This window comes from Lysinibacillus sp. CNPSo 3705 (assembly GCF_028674935.1).
Lineage (GTDB): Bacteria > Bacillota > Bacilli > Bacillales_A > Planococcaceae > Lysinibacillus.
Genome location: NZ_JAQZSD010000023.1, coordinates 1 through 19300, shown reverse-complemented (window position 1 = coordinate 19300; position 19300 = coordinate 1). Strand labels below are relative to the sequence as shown.

Sequence of the window (19300 nt, the reverse complement as noted above, 5' to 3'; positions counted from 1 at the left end):
CCTACTTATCTGCCTTTGGATATTCAATTCGTGAGTGGAAAATTCCATTCAACGTTTCACAAAGTACTCGCTCTATACATTTTAACTCTTTTATTGAAATATCGCATTCATCAAATTGATTGTCTTGTACTCGATCATCAATTATTGCGCGTACCAACTTTTGAATTTTCTCTGCATTCGGTTCCTTCATCGATCGCACCGCTGCCTCAACACTATCTGCAACGCTAATCACTGCCGCTTCCTTCGTTTGTGGCTTCGGACCTGGATATCTGTACTTTGTATCATCTAAACATTTTCCTTCTTCCTTCGCTTTAAAGTAGAAGAACTTTAACAGACTAGATCCGTGATGCTGCAAGGCAATATCGATAATTTCCTGTGGCATCTTATAACGTTTTAGCATTTCAGCTCCGTCAGTTGTATGCGCAATTATAATTTCCGCGCTTTTTTCAGGGGGCAATGAATCATGTGGGTTAATACCAGACATTTGATTCTCGATGAAAAAGGCAGGACGCTTCGTTTTGCCAATATCATGATAATAGCATCCTACACGAGCCAGTAATCCATCTGCTCCAATTTCCTCACATGCTGCCTCCGCTAAGTTTGCCACCATTACACTATGATGATATGTTCCTGGAGCCTCCATTAGTAATTTTTTCAGCAACGGATGGTTTGGGTTCGATAATTCAATTAAACGCAACGACGACAATAAACTAAATGCTGATTCAAAGAATGGTAACAGACCCATTGTAAGAGCACCTGATAATAGCGCCGATATCAATGCCGCTATAAAGTAATACACTAACTCTGACAAGCCGTAAGTAGATTGTGTCATCAGTAAATAAAATGCGATAAACGACATATTTACTAGCCCTATAACACCTACAGCATGTAGAATATGCGAACGCTTTTCCATACTACCTAAAAAGAATAAGCTCGCAAAGCCTCCAAAAATTATATACAGTGTAATTTCCATCTGCATAACAGATGAATAACCCTCTTGAAAAATAACACCCGCAGATGCCGCTGTCATAACCGTAATGAGTACCGCAGCACGATCATTCACTAAGAGCCGTACAAGCATTGTTGCCAAAGCTGTTGGGAAAAGGAAGGCAACCGTAACATCGAAGCCACCAGAAACTAGGCTTATAAATTTCATCAGCAAAATGGATAAACCATAAACAATTACTGTCACCAACAAGGCATTACGTTTCTTGTGCTCATCTGTATCCGAACGTTCAAATAACACAAACATAAACGTCATTTCCAAAAGTATTAAAATAATCAGCCCTGCAATCGGTTTCATCGATGCCTTATTACTGACCATACCTAAAAGTTCTAATTGACGAAATGCCTCATTATCAATAATTTGACCTTCCTGTACGATGATTTGCCCCTGAAGAATTCGAGTTGGTTCAACCGATTCCTTCGCTTGATCCTTTCGAATTTTCGTTTGTTCTTCGTTTACAGTTTCGTTTTCGATAATACTCGTCCGTCCAATTAAAACTACCGTATTAAATATTTTATCTGGATAGCCACGTTGTCCACGAATTTTTGTCTCAAAATCATTTTGACCCGCAAATACATTTTCTGATCGAATAGATTTTTGCAAATATTCCTGCACAGATTTTGAAAGGTGCGTACTTGTTCTTTTTAAATCTGCTTCACTTTGTACTAACAATCCTTCTAGCTGTGAATCGGTAAAGATAATCGGCATTTGCTCTGAATCTATGGATTCAAACTTTTTACGGAGCTTCGTCACTTGGTCGTCAATTGGAATAGGTTCTTTGCTACCCTCAACATCCGCTTTTACGTCAAGTACATAGTCAAATAAAGACGTTACAATCGCAGCTCGCTGCTTAGCAACATCCGCAGAAAATTGATAGACTGGCGCAACCGCATTTGCTGCTTTTTCTCGTTCCTGCTGTGTTTTATAAGTATCTTCTATCGTTTTAGTAGATCGTACTGTTTCAGGCGCTAATTGTAATGGTTTAAAATCATATGTAACACCTTTAACATTGCCATACATAAAAGCAAATTGTAGGGCTCCTGTTAAGATGAGAACGACAATTAAAAAGTAGCGGAAGCCAATAAGTTCTGTAAATTTTTTTAATTGTTTCTCCATCCGGCACCTCCTCTATCTATCTACTATCATACCAATTCAAAAAACATTTTTCCCGAAAAATGTATAAGAAAGCAAAAAAACAGCTATACAATTTGTATAGCTGTCACAAATTTTTCCATTTTCCAAGTGTTTTCACGTTTGTTAAATTTTATACAATCGCTACTTTCGATGCACATTTTCTAAACCCAGTTGCACCTGTCGTTCCGTTTCACTTCACTTTCGGTGCAGACTTTCTAAACTTAGTTGCACCTGTCGTTCCGTTTCACTTCACTTTCGGTGCAGACTTTAATAGGACCGCTAGCGGTCCTATTAAAGTTGCTGTTCTTCGTAGGCTTTGATGATTTTTGCTACGATTGGGTGGCGTACAACATCGCCCTGTTCTAAAATTTGGAAGTGTATTGATTTTACATACTTTAGTGTACGTTCTGCTACGATTAACCCAGATTCCGTGTTTTTCGGAAGATCAATTTGTGTTTTGTCGCCGGTAATGACCATTTTTGAGCCAAAGCCTAATCGCGTTAAAAACATCTTCATTTGCTGATGTGTCGTATTTTGAGCTTCATCTAAAATAACAAAGGCGTCGTCTAATGTACGGCCTCGCATATATGCTAAAGGTGCAATTTCGATTGTACCTCGTTCAATAAGTCTTTGAGTTTGTTCTGTCCCGTAAATATCGTTTAAAGCGTCATAGAGAGGTCGTAAATAAGGATCTACCTTTTCCTTCAAATCCCCCGGAAGAAAGCCTAGAGACTCTCCTGCTTCTACTGCAGGGCGTGTTAAAATAATACGCTTAACATGCCCATTTTTTAGCGCCTGCGTTGCCATGACTACCGCTAAATACGTTTTCCCAGTACCAGCAGGACCGATACCAAAAACAACGTCTTTATGACGGATTGCTTGTATGTATTCACGTTGACCGATTGTTTTTGCACGAATAGGCTTTCCTTTCGTCGTGCGTGCAATTTCTTCATCATAAAGTTCTGCAAAATATTCAATCGTTCCTTTTTGTGTCATTTCAATAGCAGTTGCAACATCACGCTGATCAATATTAATTCCTTTACGAATGACCTTTAGAAGAGCATGTAAAAGGAAAGTCGCATGTTCCTTTGCATCCTCTTCACCAGCAAGCTGAATTTGTTCACCACGTGTAATAATGTGGACTTGTAGTGCCTCTTCGATTAACTTCATATTTGCATCGGAAATTCCGAGTAGCATAACCGCTTCGTTTGGATTATCCACTTGTAATACAGTTAAATGTTCTGACATAATCATTCTCCTTGTGGGCCTTGTATTGGACTGGCAATATTTTCATTGACTAAAAATAGAACTTTCCCTTCAACTGTACCATTCCCCCACTTTACCTGTAAAAGGTTTTCTTTTTTGATAACCGTTTTCGCAGGTAATGAACGTATTACCTTTTCATGAAGTAATGGTAAGAGCAGCGAATCTTTTTTGGATTCATCAAGCTCCACTTGCACTTTTTTAGTGTACTGCTCTTCAACAATTGATACATACTGATCGAGCCAGCTTGGTATATCTTTCTTTTGCACATAGTCAATTTTTTCTTTTTCTTGATGAATGCCTTTCACTAATACACGCCACTGCTTCTGTTGTAGCGTTTCCATCGTTAGCTTTGTTGGAATTTTAAATGAACATTCGAGCCAATAATCAGCGTAGACCTCTCCCTTCGCCCCAACAAAAACTTGATCTTCGCCACTTTCAATTACGCCACTTACAAGAACATCACCTTCGTAAGCAGTATCGTTGACTGAAATTTTTCGTTCACCATTTTGAATATTAAAATTCGTAATAACACCACTTTTTGTTGCTACTAAATGCGTTGCTAGTTTCTCATTCGTTTGTTTAGTTTGTTTCGGAGATTCCTGAGGCCGTAAAGTTACACGTCCACCATGCTTTTCAATATGCACCCATGAAAGATCTCGATGCCCTTCTAATAGCTTCTGACGAATAACAGCATCTGAGGGTAAGTCTTTTTTAGAAATAGGTGTTTCTAGTTGAAATGTATCTTGAAAGGTCTTTCCTAGACGTTCCTCTAACTCTGGCGTTGCCGCTTTAATATCAATACGCCAAATAACCTGTGCACATAGCAATGGTATTACTATCATCAACGCTAGACCAAGTAAAGTCCAAAGCTGCGCTCGAAAAACTTGAAGCTCATCTGCATAATAGATAGCCATTTTCAGTCGGTATCGACTACGTACTCGGCGTATCTTTGGTAAATAATGCATCGTTGTTTCAAAAGTAACCTCTTGCTCACGAAAGACAATCCGCTTTAATGGCACATGTTGTGCATGCAATGCTTGAATAAAAGGATGAACATTTTCATGGCGCTTTATACGTATGATAATTGGCCGATTATTCCACATTATCGCTCACACCCATATCCTTTGTCATTTTCAGATGAAGCTCCTGCAAATCCTCTACAGAAAGATGAAGCATTTCTTCTTTAAGAGCATTAATTTCCACTGATTTCCCACGCACAGTAATATGATAGTCTGCATAAATAAAAGAGCATGATGAAGCATCAGCATGTAGAAAACGATATGGGCCAATGATTTTTAATGTATTATATTGTAATAATTCAAGTAGTGGCGTTAATTGAAATAGTTTTCTCATAAAAAATGCCTCCTTCTTCGGCAATATATGCATCGAAAAAGGAGGACATGCTAGTTATTTTCTTTTTGCTTTAGGAGGACCTAAAACTTCTGCCATTACAACAGCCTGCATTAATGATTTTTTTGATGTTGGTAATTGAAAAGCAGATTGCGATTCAGCTACTCCCGCAGCTTTTTTCCCAGCAGCTAAACGACCGATACTTTCTCGATTCGAAGTACGACTCACTTTGTCAGTTGGGATTAACGGTGGAGCTGCATAGCTTGGAATGTCCTTATTCCCTGTTTCTTCGACAATTTTTTTCGGCTCTTCCACTTTAGGCTGTTCATTTTTCCTTTCACCTAAAAATTCACGTGCAAAATCCTCAAAGCTCTGTGGTTTAGAAGCAGGTCGCTCTGAAGTCATCTCTGTTTTAACAGGAGGCTCAACATGTGAATCCTTATTAAAAGGAGGCATCGGTGTTGTTTGTTCTTTCTTTTTTGCTTTACCGAAAATAGAGCTGACTATGGCAATTATCACAAATATAATTAATTGTTCCACTTATTAGTACTGCTCCTTTCCGTTTTTTATTCGTTAGGTTCATTTTTTTCCGATTTATCTGAGCTTACTTTAGAAATGGAATCTCTCATCGCTGTATCTGCTTGAATGTTGCGGTAGTTCATATAATCCATAATACCAAGATTACCCGAACGTAAAGCTTCGGCCATCGCCTGCGGTACTTCAGCTTCTGCTTCTACTACTTTTGCCTTCATCTCTTGTACGCGTGCAATCATTTCTTGCTCGTTTGCTACAGCCATTGCACGACGTTCTTCAGCTTTCGCTTGGGCGATGTTTTTATCAGCCTGAGCTTGTTCAATTTGTAATTCAGCACCAATGTTTTTGCCGATATCAACGTCTGCAATATCGATCGATAAGATTTCAAATGCTGTTCCAGAATCTAAGCCTTTTGCTAATACAGTTTGAGAAATCATATCAGGATTTTCAAGAACTGTCGTATGACTAGATGCACTACCAATTGTAGAAACAATCCCCTCACCTACACGGGCAATAACCGTTTCTTCACCAGCACCACCGACTAAACGTTCAATGTTTGCGCGCACTGTAATACGTGCCTTCGCTTTTACTTCAATCCCGTTCATTGCAACACCTGCAATAAATGGTGTTTCAATAACTTTCGGGTTAACAGACATTTGTACAGCTTCTAATACATCACGCCCCGCTAAATCAATTGCCGCACAACGTTCAAATGTTAACTCGATATTTGCACGATGAGCTGCGATTAACGCATTGACAACTCGGTCAACATTACCACCTGCTAGATAGTGGCTTTCTAATTGATTAATCGTCACAGGTAAACCTGCTTTATGTGCTTTAATTAATGGGTTCACAATTCGTGATGGGATTACACGACGTAATCGCATACCGATTAATGTGAAAATACTAACGCGGACACCTGCAGCAAGTGCAGAAATCCACAGCGCCACTGGTACAAAGGTAAAGAATACCGCGACAACAATGAATAATAAGACTAGCCCCGCAATTGGACCTATTAATGCAAAATCAATACCCATTTGTTATTCCTCCATCTCTTTTTCTGTTTGTCTCACAACAATACGTGAGCCCTCTACTTTAATAACTTCTACATGTTTTCCAGCATCAACATAGCCACCTTCCGATACTACGTCAATACGTTCACTACCAAATAGCATTGTACCTGCCGGACGAAGTGGTGTAACCGTTGTACCTACTTTTCCGAGCAACTCTGTGCGATTCACGTTAGAGACATAGCCCTCTTCCGTTGTTGTCGCATCCATCAAGACTAGCTTGTTTAAAACATGCAATTTTTTACCAAAAAATTTCATCAGGATCACCATTCCTATTATCGCTACAACAAGCGCAATGAAAATCGCTACAAGCATTTGCATCATGTTTGCACCTGCCAGTATTAGACTTAGTAAGATTAACACACCACCTAAAATACCAACAATACCTCCCGGGACAAAAAACTCCGCAACAACAAGTGCTAAGCCTACAATAAATAAAAGTAATGTTTCATAACCTGCGAAGCCTGCCACCATATGCCCGAAGAAAAATAATCCAAGTGCTGACAATCCCATTATACCTGGAACACCAAAACCTGGCGAATAAAGCTCAACTACAAGTCCCAAGCTTGCAATCGACAATAAAATCGGAACTATAATCGGATTCGTAATAAATCGAGCAAGTTTTTCAGCAAAAGTAGGTTCAACCGGAATGATATCACTACCATTTAGTTGGGTAGCTTTTAAAAGATCCTGGAAATTCGAAACCGTTCCATTAGAATAACCCACTTTTTCTGCCTCCGAAGCAGATAAAGTTAATAATTTCCCTTTTCCTGCTCGAAAATCTGGTAAATCAACAGATGCATCAGCCATCGCTCGTGCATAAATCGGCTTACGATTATTTTTCGATTCTGCAGCTGCCTCCATTTGAGCAACCCATGCACTATGAGCCTTTAAGTCTGCTGCATTTCCTGCTGAATCAATTACTGCAGCCGCCCCGATTGTTCCATTTGGCACCATATAGATTTCATCCGCATGTAAGGCTAAAAAAGCACCTGCAGAATGCGCGTCTTTGTTAATATACGCAATCTTACGTATATCCGTTGCATCCATTAGCATAGCAATATCACCTGCTGCATTCACGAAACCGCCTGGCGTATGAATATCTAAAATAATCGCCTCTGCATAGTTTTCTTCCGCCTCTTTAAAAGCTCGTTCTAAAAATGCGTGAAGTCCTCGTTCTACTTCATTATGAATAGGTATGTGGTACACCTTACTACTTGCAAAAGCCGACGTTAATGGCAACGCTAACAAAAATGTCATCCAAATAACTATTAAATAACTGAGGGTTCTTCGTCTCCGCATCTTTTTCCCTCCCTTCTAACATGCTTCTCTCCTGTATATACGACTGACTAACCGAAAAGTTTCAAAAATCCTAATAATTTTATTATAGTGTGAATTATTAATTTACGTTTATACAATCAGAATATAACATAAAAGCCGAATGAATCTCAGCGATTACATTCGGCTTCTTCAATATGTACGTAATTTTGAGTGCTTAAAGTAAAATACCTGAAATTAACCGACATGCGATTAATTTCAGGTATATCTTTGTCTGCTCAGTGAATCATACAATTGCGTGTTATGAACGTAGGGATTTTTAATGGGAAATTAAATTACCACTTACGTTTACGTGCAGCTTCTGATTTCTTTTTACGTTTTACGCTAGGTTTTTCGTAGAACTCGCGCTTTCTAACTTCTTGAATTGTACCACTTTTTGATACAGTACGTTTGAAGCGGCGAAGAGCATCTTCAAGCGATTCGTTTTTGCGAACGACAGTTTTTGACATCTCTCTTTCCCTCCCTCCGAACACACGTCAATACACAAATAGGCAAATAACCATTTGCTGTGTACTAAAGAATTATAACGTATTGTCTAAAAATGGTCAATAGAAAGTGTACGAATTAATCCGATGAATTTTTGGTTTTATTACCTTAAGAATTTTCAGCTTGCTTTTGGACACCATAAACATACAAAGTGATCCATTATATCTCGGCATAATTGCGCCGAGAATTAGCTTTGAGCTTAGACCTGTAGACGTGCGCGAAAGCAAAGCGACAGCTACAGATGTTTTTTGTAGCGAAAGCAAAGCGACAGCTACAGATGTTTTTTGTAGCGAAAGCAAAGCGACAGCTACAGATGTTTTTGCGCAAAAGCGATAACTTGTAGATAAATGCCACAGGGCGTGGCGTTCTTTTTCAGCGGATGTTTAGACACCTGCTGAAAGAAGTTAAATGAAAGGTTTAATGAGGAGATAAAAATGAAAACATTTAAAAATAAATTAAATCCTCCCAAAATACTTGTGTTAGGCTTCGCCGTCATCATTTCAATCGGAACATTTTTGTTAATGCTCCCCATTGCAACGGTCGATAGTAAAGGTCTTTCATTTTTAGATGCTTTATTTACTGCTACCTCTGCTACCTGTGTAACAGGACTCGTTGTTGTAGATACCGGTGATACATTTTCGATATTTGGGGAATTAGTTATTCTGTTTCTTATCCAAATTGGCGGATTGGGCTTTATGACGTTCGCAACGTTATTGTTTTTGCTATTAGGGAAAAAAATTTCTTTAAAAGAAAGGCTTTTGTTAAAGGAAGCATTTAATAACATTACAATTGCTGGTCTAGTTAAATTAGTTAAAAGGATACTGTTATTTACCGCACTGATTGAATTTATAGGTGGTATCATTTTATCTATTCGTTTTTCATTCGATATGCCAGTAGGTAAGGCCATTTATTTCGGATTTTTCCATGCTATATCGAATTTTAATAATGCAGGATTTGATTTAATGGGTGGGTTTAAGAGCTTAACAGAGTACGTAGATGATCCTTTCGTAGTAATAACTATTTGTGCACTTATTACGATTGGAGGCTTAGGGTTTATTGTTATAAATGAACTTTATGAATACCGTGAAATGAAACGACTTTCAGTGCACACAAAAATTGTATTAACGACAACGCTTATTTTAACAGTCGGCTCGACACTTTTAATTTTCTTATTTGAATACGGAAATAGTAAAACCCTTGGGCAACTATCTGGATGGGGCAAAATTCTTGGTTCATTATACCAAGCGGTTACACCCAGAACTGCTGGCTCTAATACCCTTCCTATTAGTGATTTAACACATTCAACATTATTTTTAATCATTTGGCTAATGTTCATCGGAGGCGGTTCTGGATCAACGGCTGGTGGTATTAAAATAACGACTTTTGCTGTTTTAGTTGCTACGATGTGGTCTCAATTAAAAGGGCAAGAAGATGTTGTGCTTTTTAGACGTAGAATCGTTCATGAAACAATTTTAAAAGCTTTAACAGTCACAATGTGTGGAATGATGATTGTCGTACTTGTTACCATTGTCTTAAGTATCATTGAACAACGTCATAGTTTTATGATGTATTTATTTGAGGCTACTTCTGCATTTGGAACAGCTGGACTTTCAATGGGGCTAACACCCGAGCTATCAATTGGTGGCCGTCTTCTTATCATATTAACGATGTTTATCGGAAGATTAGGCCCTTTAACAATTGCTTTTGCCATTACAAATCGACGGAAAAAAGGGGCTTTCCGTCATCCAAAAGGAAATATTATGATTGGATAACGATGATAAAGGAGCGATGTGTACAATGTCTATCAAACAATATGCTGTTATAGGTCTAGGTAGGTTTGGCGTTAGCGTAGCACGCAAGTTGTATGAAGCTGGACACGAAGTTTTAGGAATCGATATTAACGAGGAAAGAGTTGAAGATGCCGAACAATATGTTACACATGCAGTAGTTGCCGATACGACAGAAGAAAAAGCTCTTAACTCCATTGGGATAAGAAATTTCGATTGTGTCATTGTTGCTATAGGTATTGATATGCAATCAAGTATTTTAACTGTTTCCTTATTAAAGGAGCTAGGTATCAAAAAAATAATTGCAAAGGCTCTTGGAAAAAGACATGGACAAGTTTTAGATAAGGTGGGTGCTGAATGGGTTATTTACCCTGAGAGAGACATGGGGGAACGTGTAGCCAATCAGCTACTTTCACCGAATATGCTAAATTACATTGAATTGTCAAAAGAATACAGTATAGAGGAAATTATGATTCCTTCTAACATGGCTGGCCATAATTTACGGGATTTAGACATTCGGGCTAAATATAATGTCAGTGTTATCGCCATAGTTCGAGACGGTAATATTACCATTTTACCCTCTCCAGATGAAATTATTGAGGAAAAAGATATATTAGTTATGATTGGGCATAGAAAGGATCTCACTGTATTTTCAAATATTGAATAGAAAAAGCATAAATGAAAAGAGGCTGCGCCAAAAGGTAATTTCCCCCCCTGAAACAGCCTGCTATATTTTATCAATTATGCTTCGGCATAATCGCTGCCGCCGCCTTGCTTTCGCGCAGTAAACTTTTGTCATTGTCACCTCGATAAACAATGCGTCTATAGTGGACATTGTGCTTTGCCTTGCACGATTTTTTCCACAGGACGTGGCATTCTTAGACTGAGTTATCTTATGTCAGTAGCGGTTTGAACTTCCTTTGAAAAGAAACTAACACTTGTACCAATCGATTTGCTGTCGTTTACAAAAAATAATGGATGGAGGCAATTAAAAGACTTTCTTGCTATCCCTATCGTCTTTTAAAATCTCTACCGCCTCTCTGAAACGTAGAGAATGGACGATTTCTCGTTCGCGTAAAAATTTCAAGCTATCATTCAAATCTGTGTCATCTGATAAATCAATAATCCACTGATATGTCGCTCGTGCCTTTTCTTCAGCCGCAATATCCTCGTACAAATCAGCAATCGGATCCCCTTTAGCCTGAATATAAGTTGCCGTAAACGGTGATCCAGCTGCATTCTGATAAAATAATGCTCTGTCATGATTGACATAATGTTCTCCAAGACCTGCCTCTTTCAGCATCTCTGGAGTGGCATCCTTCGTAAGTTTATAAACCATCGTAGCAATCATTTCCAAATGAGAAAATTCCTCTGTAGCTATATCTGTCAACAAACCAACCACTTTATCTGGAATAGTATAGCGCTGATTCATATATCGAAGTGCCGCTGCTAATTCTCCATCCGCACCACCATACTGCTCAATTAAATACTTAGCTAACGTTGGGTTACATGTACTCACCCTTACTGGATATTGGAGCTTCTTTTCGTAATACCACAAAAAAATTCCTCCTAGTTACTCATAATCAATTATACCTAGGCATAATATCAAAACATTTATAGCTTGCTTTCGTTACCCAAACATTTATAGCTGCCGCTTTGCTTTCGCTACCAAAACATTTGCTAATAAATTTAAACTTGCCATGGCCAAGGTGTATCTATCCAATTAAAAGGATAATTTGAATAACTTCTCCCAAAATTCATAAGTGGACCAAATTTTTGCTCAAATTCAACTTTAAATCGCATGCTTATTTCAGTGTTTTCATTAAATTGCTGGATAGCATCATAATCGTAAGGATGAGTATCTAAATAAAGATTTAATTCCACGATTACAAAATCGATTGCTTGTATTTCTTCAAGTAGCTTATAAAATTCTGGTGGCATCTCTTTACTCATTCTTCATCCCTCCTTTTTGGGGATTTGGATAGGGGCTAAATAATTGAGGCCATAATGTGCCGGATCTAAGAGCTTCTTGAGGGGTTTGAAATTGTGGTAGCCCAGGTGGTTGAAAACCTATATACAATTGGGGTGGTGTAGAAAAACTTTTAACCCTTATAGGTGGACATGGATCGAATGGGCTAATATAAGGCTTCCAATATTTAAATTGAGTGAACATTGTATCCTCCCTTCTGTAATCAATTACATCAGTGGAGTATATGAGGTAGATGAAATTTTTATTCAAAGTAGTGTTTTGATCAGAAGGAAGTACATTTAGTAAGCACTCGCATACAAAGAACACAAAAGTAGCTCGCATTTCGAAAAACGCGAGCTGTTTTTTGTACCCCTTATGCATTTTTATAAAGTTATACCAAGAAAATAACCTATAGAAATAAAAATAATGACCCATGTCAAAGCTCCAAAACAAGCGAAAGCGAGATAAGTCCTAAATTTCATCTGAGTTATTCCAGACATGTAACTTGTAACATGTCTAATACCTGGAACATAATATCCGATGATTATTGTCCATGGTCCAAAACGATGAAACCATCGTTCAACTTTAACGAACCGTTTATTATTAAGACCAATCCATTTCCCATATTTTAATATTATAGGTTTCCCTAATTTATTACCTATTAAATAGCTAATGATCATACCAGTAGCTGAGCCTAGAAAACTTAAAAGTATACTCAATAGATAGTTTAAATGCCCCTCTTGACACATAAATCCCACAAACGTCATCAAGATTTCATCTGGGACAGGTAAGCCAATTATCCCTAAAGATAAAAGTAAAAATATAGCAATATATCCATATTGACTTATAAAACTGCTTATGAATTCCACGGATAGTTTCTCCTTTTTTAATACAATTCGTTACTTTTATCAAATATCTATATTACCCCATTTTTGCTTATTAAAACACCGGGATGATGAATCAATTATACCTTGGCATAATAGCAGATGTTTGTACACCCGCTGAAAAGTAACTTAATTCCGCATTGACTTTTGTAGCTGATGCTTCGCTTCACTGCCAAAACATTTGTTGAAAGAAGTTAAAAATTTGAGAGGCAACTCAGACGAAAATATAGTAGTTAACGAATGATTGACCCGTTTTACGATACTTTATGTTATCGATGTTACTAAATTATGTAAGAAGTCGGTTTATATCTATACAAAGTTCCTATAAAGAAAAAATTTCAGTCCAATAACTATATTTTTTATCTATAAAAACTTTATTGTAAAACCTAAAATTTATCATATTCCTTCCTAAACATTTTTGCAATTACTCTCAATAATACATCATCTACTATAAGTTAAAAAGAGGGGGATGTGGATGAAATAATAACAATAGATCGATTGATTAAATATTTGTTATAAATTGCTGGGGGATTTTAAGCGTGGGGGTTAATGGGGTTTTTAAATTCTAAATGTATAAGGGGCTAGTTCATAACGAACAGCCCCATATACCTTACTATATAAGGATTTTCATTACTATTAATAATTAGAATCTGCAATTAATCCGTTCATAATAGCAACACCAGAGCTTGCTCCGATACGAGTTGCTCCAGCCTCAATCATCTTTTTCATATCCTCTAAGCTTCTGACACCGCCAGAGGCTTTTACACCTAAATCTGGGCCTACTGTTTTACGCATTAATGCAATATCTTCTGCTGTTGCGCCTCCAGTAGAAAAACCAGTTGATGTTTTCACATAATCAGCACCTGCTGCCACAGCTAACTCACATGCTTTTACTTTTTCTTCGTCCGTTAAAAGGCAAGATTCAATAATTACTTTTACAAGTGCATTACCTTTCGCCGCTTCAACAACTGAAGCAATATCTGCTTGCACAAGGTCATAATTTTTATCCTTTAACGCACCGATATTGATAACCATGTCTACCTCTTTAGCACCGTTAGCAATCGCATCTTTCGCCTCAAATGCTTTAACTGCTGGCGTGTTAGCACCTAAAGGGAAGCCAATTACAGTACAAACTAAGACCTCTGAGCCTTGTAAAAGCTCGCTGCTATAATTTACCCAAGTTGGATTTACACAAACAGAAGCAAAGTTAAATTGTTTTGCCTCCGCACATAATTTTTCGATTTGCTCTTTTGTTGCTTCAGCCTTTAATAATGTGTGATCAATCATACGCGCAAAATTTTGTTCCATTTTAATAAACTCTCCTCTACCAACAAGTTGTACGTACCTCTTTGGCATCATAACATTTTTTAACGTTTCCGTCTAATTTCTTTTATAGTAAGGGATTTCTATAAGTTAATAAACGACATCTCTTCAATCAAAAAAGTAAAACACCGTCCAAAGTTCGGACGGTGCTTCTCTTCATAGTTACTATTTTTATTTTACAGTTTCTAAAACACGAACAAATTGTCCTTTAGAGTGTGGATATCCAGCTTGAATAATTTTCACCTTTACAAGCTGACCGATTAGGCTTTCAGGACCTTCAAAGACTACTTTTAAGTAATTATCTGTGTAACCTGTTAATAGCCCCTCTTCTTCACTTCCATCATGCACGAATTCTTCAGGAATTACTTCTAGTACTTGATCTTCAAAGCGAGAAGCATATTCCTTTGCTAATTGGTCATTTAATGCGATCAATCGGTGAACACGTTCGTTTTTAATGTCCTCGTCAATTTGGTCCTCCATACGCGCTGCTGGTGTACCTGTACGTGGAGAAAACGGGAATACATGTAATTCAGAAAATTGATGATCACGTATAAAGTTATATGTTTCCATGAACTCTTCCTCAGTTTCTCCCGGGAAACCTACGATTACATCAGAAGTGACAGCTAAGTCTGGTAAAGCTTCATGTAGTTTAGTTAAGCGTTCACCGAAAAACTCCATTGTATATTTACGACGCATACGTTTTAAAACGGTATCAGAGCCAGATTGGATTGGAATGTGTAAATGATTAACAACAATTTTTGATTCGCGTAAAACTTCAATCACTTCATCTGTTAATTGACTTGCCTCAATCGAAGAAATTCGAAGACGTTTTAAGCCTTTCACATTTGCCTCTAAATCACGTAGTAGCTGAGCTAAATTGTAATCTTTTAAGTCTTGTCCATAGCCACCTGTATGAATACCCGTTAAAACAATTTCTAGATAGCCTGCATCCACTAATTGTTGAGCTTGGTTCAATACTTCTTGAGGATCTCGAGAACGCATTAACCCACGTGCCCATGGAATAATACAAAACGTACAGAAGTTATTACAGCCTTCTTGTATTTTTAAAGATGCACGTGTACGGTCTGTAAATGCCGGTACATCTAATTCCTCATAAACGCGATTTTTCATAATGTTGCGGACTGCATTAATTGGTTGGCGTTCAGTAAGATATTGGTCTATGTAGCCAATTAATTTTGTACGATCCTGTGTACCTACAACAATGTCAACACCAGGAATCGCCATAATTTCAGCTGGAGATGTTTGAGCGTAACATCCTGTTACACAAATGACAGCGTCTGGGTTTTGACGAATAGCACGACGGATAACTTGACGTGATTTTTTATCTCCTGTATTTGTTACTGTACATGTATTAATGACATAAACGTCTGCTTGACGATCAAACTCCGTACGTTCATAGCCTTCTTCTTTAAATAGCTGCCAAATCGCTTCTGTTTCATAATGATTCACTTTACAACCTAGAGTATGGAAACTCACGATTTTCGGTCGCTCGTTACTCATAATATATATCATCCTTTCAAGAGTACACTACAATAAATAAAATTATTAACGTGTCTTATAATAGCACAAATGAATATAATGAGCCTAGCTTTTTGGCTAAGCTTATTTTTTTGAATAAAAAAACAGGCACTATAGTATTGAGTACCTGCTTGATCATAGGCTGTTCCACTAAACCAAAATCCTTCTTGCTCCATTTTATTTTAAGGCCCTGCTATTCCCTACATCATTCCTGTCCTCTTAATCCACAAATTAATTCCTTTGGGTATAAAATTTAAAAAGGCAGTTGAACATTAGAAGCAACCTAACATTCAACTGCCCTCTCGAATATTGGATTTTTATTAGTGCTCATTAAATTTTACATAGTTGTTGTTTTTCCAAATAAAAGAGATACCTTTACTTGTTCTGCTCCTCTAAAAACTAGAGATTATCATATACTAGTAGGAGGCGTAAGTCCGAAAAGATCTGGAGTTATTACATTAGTGCCAGCTCCAAGGCGGACTTGTTGAACTTGCAGTACTTTTACAGTAAGTTCCAGTACAATTTTTTCACGCAATGTGCTGAAAGTACATTCTGGTGCTGCCATAATTGGTGAGAAATCAAGTTCAAAGAAGTTTGCAGCTACTAACTCGCCAAATGGCTGTTCATTATATTTCACCAGGTTTTGGAAGAAAGCCTTATCCAATCGAGCATCCATTTGCGTTTTTTCATTAAGGAAGTTCGCTTCGGCAAACTCGGAAATTCCTAAGATCGGAGTAGGACCTCCAGGTGTTTGTGGGAAAGTAAGATCTGTAAAACCAGAAAACTGAACATCGGCAATTCTATCACGAAGTGCCCCATTGCATGCAGATGAAGCATATTCTATATTTTTACGAATATGTCCTGCTACAAATAATTTAGCTCTTGTTACCGCAAAAAAGTCAGTGTTGTCAATACGTGCAAAGCTAACCGGTACTAATTTTACTTGATTTAAGAATACATTTTTTTTCACTCTTTTGATTTCAGTTGCTGCAGGAGTAAGCGTAATATCCGACTCCACAACGATCTGAACTGTTGGTTCTGCAAGTACAACTGGAACTTTAATAGTTGGAGCCGTAACCGGTGTAGCGATTACTGGAGTAATAGCACTAGTTAATGGTATTTGTTCAGTTGACGCCACTGGACAAGGTTCACCTTTACTAACGTTATTTACTTGATTATCTAATTGTTCACTCAAAATGTTCCCTCTTTTCTTTTTTTTTATGAGAGTACTCATATCGCTAGAATATGTCGGGATTTAATCCATATATGGACATATACACTAGTTTTTTTAAAAAAGAGTTTTTTGAGCAGAGATATATGCTTAAGCATCCTTTAGATCTTAGGCACTCGAATTTTTTGTGCTTGTAGCAAATGAATGATTATTTCTAATACTATGTTTTGACACATTTGATTTGAATGAATTAATGACTCATTTTGTGCAGGTACTGCATTCCCAATGTGGGATACTGTATATTCAATACTCTGATGAATATAACCTTCAATAAATAAATGTCCCCTCAGCGCTGAACATGTCCCATTACCTAATGATTGAGAAAATTGATGAGGAACGAATCTACAATTCGTTAATACTACCTCATTCGAGATATCTTTAACCTCCTCAATTCCTTTTTCAAATACGATCTTCTCTTCAAGGCATATTTCTATTTTATATTCCCCAACTACAACTGGCGCTCTAATGTGCATAAAGTCACCGGAACAGTAAGAGTGATAATCGATTTCTCCTTTTTTAGTTGATTGTGTGTTATGTAAGGGAACAACAACTGATTTAGACGGATTACTCTTCTGATTATTTTTATCATAAGTATCAGTTTTCATTAAAAATGTAATTTGATTAATTTTTGAGTGAACTAAACGACAATCAGGTTGTTCAGGATAATCCGTTGTAGTACTAAATAGTTTCGTTTCAAATTGCGGAGTTAGATGATTGTTTGGCTCAAGAAAATCAAATGTATTTTTAACAACCTCCCCACAGATAGGAGCATGAAGAAAATCGTCAATTTCTACGTGAGTAGAGAATAAGCTTTTTTTCGTTTTAGAATGTACTTCCCCTTGTACTGACCGAGACAATGCATGAACACGATCTATAAAATTGCTATTTTCCATCTCTTCTGAATCGATAAGACATATTTTTTTCTTCCCAACATCGGATTCACAAGGACTACAAGTTTCACGTTTAGAGTCTAGTTGGGTTGTAAAATCCTGTTCTTCTACAGGCTTGGTTTCTTCTGCATCGTCTGAATCAAGGGAATCATTCATTTCATCCCCTACATTCGTTTCAGAAGGATTAGGTAGTTCACAATCGAAATCTACATGTGATGCAAAATCCTGCTCTTCCAAAGGTTCTATATTTAGGGGATCATTCATTTTATCCTCTATATTGGTTTCAGGAGGAATGACGGAATCTAAACAAGCTACAACATCCTGCTCTTCCATGGACTTGGTTTCATCTATATGTTCTGGATCAAGAGGATCATTCATTTCTTCCACAGGCTTGGTTTCTTCTACATCGTCTGCATCAAGAGGATTATCCATTTCATCCCCTACATTCGTTTCAGAAGGAATGACATGTGGTACGAGAATGGATTCACTTTCTTTTTCTTTATCAAGTGAATTATTTACAAAATCGGAATAAGGAGGATTCTGTTGCGATGCTTGATCCATTTCGATGGGTTCAATTTGACAATTATATTTTTGTTCGGAACTTATCTCTTTCATCACTTTATAGTTAATCCATGGAGTTTGCATTCGTTCACTCCCAAATAATGTTTATTGTGAAACATTTGATCCATAAAATCCTACGATAAGAGAAACATGTTCAAAATCGTTTTCTTCAGGAAAAACTCACGAAGTAGTTCATTTACTTACGTTGCCATGGATTGCTAAAACTGCCCTTTTCATTTCTTTTAATGTTTGCTAACAGCTAAACACTTTTTCTTCTATTTTTTTTCGAATAATTTATAAATGTGTAAAGTTTTAATGAATGCTCCTTTTTTGAATATTGTCAAACGATTATGAGCTACTTTTACTTTGATCTAGGTATTTGCACTAATTACAATCCATTCTATGCTTTATTTTAACTTTTGTCACAGATTACTTCCCAAATTTCGGGTAGCAATTAAGATACCCATATTTTGAGAGACGATAGCACCCAAAATTTTATCTATCCACTATTTTTAATACAAAAAGCAGTTGAAAGTTGGATTTATCCGAACTTTCAACTGCCATTTAAGGTTTTTTTAGTGCCTACGAAATGCCCGTTCTTGTCTATTTTGCTCCTCTAAATCCGAGATTAACAACAAGGATTAGAAGGAGGAGTCGGAGTTGGCGTAGGAGTAGGAGGACTAACTGGAGGAGTAAGCCCTGTAAGAACAGGAGTTATAACACTAGTGCCTGCTCCAAGACGAATTTGTTGAACTTGCAGTACTTTTACTGTAAGCTCTAGCACGATTTTTTCACGTAATGTGTCGAAAGTGCCTTCTGGTGTTGCCATAACTGGTGAAAAATCAAGTTCAAAGAAGTTTGCAGCTACTAACTCGCCAAATGGTTGTTCATTGTATTTAACTAGATTTTGGAAGAATGCTTTATCCAATCGA

General features: G+C 37.3%; 18 protein-coding genes and 1 pseudogene. 2 read left to right on the top strand and 17 right to left on the bottom strand.

Annotated elements, in window-relative coordinates; translation table 11 throughout:
• Position 1 precedes the first annotated feature (1 nt).
• The 8 genes from PVA17_RS11715 to rpsU all read right to left on the bottom strand — a co-directional run bounded on the left by PVA17_RS11715 (position 2) and on the right by rpsU (position 8147).
• Complete coding sequence (locus tag PVA17_RS11715) at positions 2-2122, bottom strand: HD family phosphohydrolase (RefSeq protein WP_274067780.1); 2121 nt, start codon at positions 2120-2122, stop codon at positions 2-4.
• A gap of 309 nt (positions 2123-2431) precedes the next feature.
• A complete protein-coding gene (locus PVA17_RS11710) occupies positions 2432-3388 on the bottom strand; it encodes a PhoH family protein (RefSeq protein ID WP_248716559.1) in 957 nt (318 codons plus the stop codon).
• A gap of 2 nt (positions 3389-3390) precedes the next feature.
• On the bottom strand, positions 3391-4509 hold the full coding sequence (locus PVA17_RS11705; protein WP_274067779.1) for a sporulation protein YqfD: 1119 nt from the start codon (positions 4507-4509) through the stop codon (positions 3391-3393).
• Positions 4499-4759, bottom strand: a complete 261-nt coding sequence (locus tag PVA17_RS11700; RefSeq protein ID WP_274067778.1) for a hypothetical protein — start codon at positions 4757-4759, stop codon at positions 4499-4501. Before PVA17_RS11700 ends, PVA17_RS11705 begins: the two co-directional genes overlap by 11 nt.
• 54 nt (positions 4760-4813) lie before the next feature.
• Complete coding sequence (locus PVA17_RS11695; RefSeq protein ID WP_132356827.1) at positions 4814-5296, bottom strand: hypothetical protein; 483 nt, start codon at positions 5294-5296, stop codon at positions 4814-4816.
• A gap of 26 nt (positions 5297-5322) precedes the next feature.
• Positions 5323-6327, bottom strand: coding sequence for a flotillin-like protein FloA (gene floA / locus PVA17_RS11690; protein ID WP_132356828.1), 1005 nt, complete (start codon positions 6325-6327; stop codon positions 5323-5325).
• 3 nt (positions 6328-6330) lie between these two features.
• Positions 6331-7662, bottom strand: a complete 1332-nt coding sequence (locus PVA17_RS11685; RefSeq protein ID WP_274067777.1) for an NfeD family protein — start codon at positions 7660-7662, stop codon at positions 6331-6333.
• A gap of 311 nt (positions 7663-7973) precedes the next feature.
• Positions 7974-8147: a 30S ribosomal protein S21 gene (rpsU, locus tag PVA17_RS11680; protein WP_004227078.1), complete on the bottom strand. Its 174-nt coding sequence runs from the start codon at positions 8145-8147 to the stop codon at positions 7974-7976.
• Between the two features lie 471 nt (positions 8148-8618).
• On the opposite strand from rpsU, the gene PVA17_RS11675 reads away from it, so the two are divergent.
• Together PVA17_RS11675 and PVA17_RS11670 are read left to right on the top strand one after the other, a co-directional pair.
• On the top strand, positions 8619-9956 hold the full coding sequence (locus PVA17_RS11675) for a TrkH family potassium uptake protein (protein ID WP_274067776.1): 1338 nt from the start codon (positions 8619-8621) through the stop codon (positions 9954-9956).
• Between the two features lie 25 nt (positions 9957-9981).
• Positions 9982-10638, top strand: coding sequence for a potassium channel family protein (locus tag PVA17_RS11670; RefSeq protein ID WP_132356831.1), 657 nt, complete (start codon positions 9982-9984; stop codon positions 10636-10638).
• Between the two features lie 321 nt (positions 10639-10959).
• Here the strand turns inward: PVA17_RS11670 and PVA17_RS11665 are convergent, their stop codons facing one another.
• The 9 genes and pseudogenes from PVA17_RS11665 to PVA17_RS11625 all read right to left on the bottom strand — a co-directional run.
• Complete coding sequence (locus PVA17_RS11665; RefSeq protein WP_274067775.1) at positions 10960-11529, bottom strand: manganese catalase family protein; 570 nt, start codon at positions 11527-11529, stop codon at positions 10960-10962.
• A 131-nt stretch (positions 11530-11660) separates the two neighbouring features.
• A complete protein-coding gene (locus PVA17_RS11660) occupies positions 11661-11924 on the bottom strand; it encodes a spore coat protein CotJB (RefSeq protein WP_274067774.1) in 264 nt (87 codons plus the stop codon).
• On the bottom strand, positions 11917-12144 hold the full coding sequence (locus PVA17_RS11655; RefSeq protein WP_132356834.1) for a spore coat associated protein CotJA: 228 nt from the start codon (positions 12142-12144) through the stop codon (positions 11917-11919). The genes PVA17_RS11660 and PVA17_RS11655 overlap by 8 nt, the downstream gene beginning before the upstream one ends.
• 179 nt (positions 12145-12323) lie before the next feature.
• Complete coding sequence (locus PVA17_RS11650) at positions 12324-12809, bottom strand: DedA family protein (RefSeq protein ID WP_132356835.1); 486 nt, start codon at positions 12807-12809, stop codon at positions 12324-12326.
• A 651-nt stretch (positions 12810-13460) separates the two neighbouring features.
• Entirely contained in the window at positions 13461-14132 is a 672-nt protein-coding gene (deoC, locus tag PVA17_RS11645; RefSeq protein ID WP_274067773.1) for a deoxyribose-phosphate aldolase, read from the bottom strand.
• A gap of 186 nt (positions 14133-14318) precedes the next feature.
• A complete protein-coding gene (gene mtaB, locus PVA17_RS11640; RefSeq protein ID WP_132356837.1) occupies positions 14319-15668 on the bottom strand; it encodes a tRNA (N(6)-L-threonylcarbamoyladenosine(37)-C(2))-methylthiotransferase MtaB in 1350 nt (449 codons plus the stop codon).
• A gap of 427 nt (positions 15669-16095) precedes the next feature.
• Positions 16096-16881: a CsxC family protein gene (locus tag PVA17_RS11635; protein WP_132356838.1), complete on the bottom strand. Its 786-nt coding sequence runs from the start codon at positions 16879-16881 to the stop codon at positions 16096-16098.
• A 137-nt stretch (positions 16882-17018) separates the two neighbouring features.
• Positions 17019-18452 carry a BC_2427 family protein gene (locus PVA17_RS11630; RefSeq protein ID WP_274067772.1) on the bottom strand — a complete coding sequence of 478 codons (1434 nt, stop codon included), beginning with the start codon at positions 18450-18452 and terminating at the stop codon, positions 17019-17021.
• Between the two features lie 544 nt (positions 18453-18996).
• Positions 18997-19300: pseudogene (locus PVA17_RS11625) on the bottom strand (CsxC family protein); the annotation flags it as partial.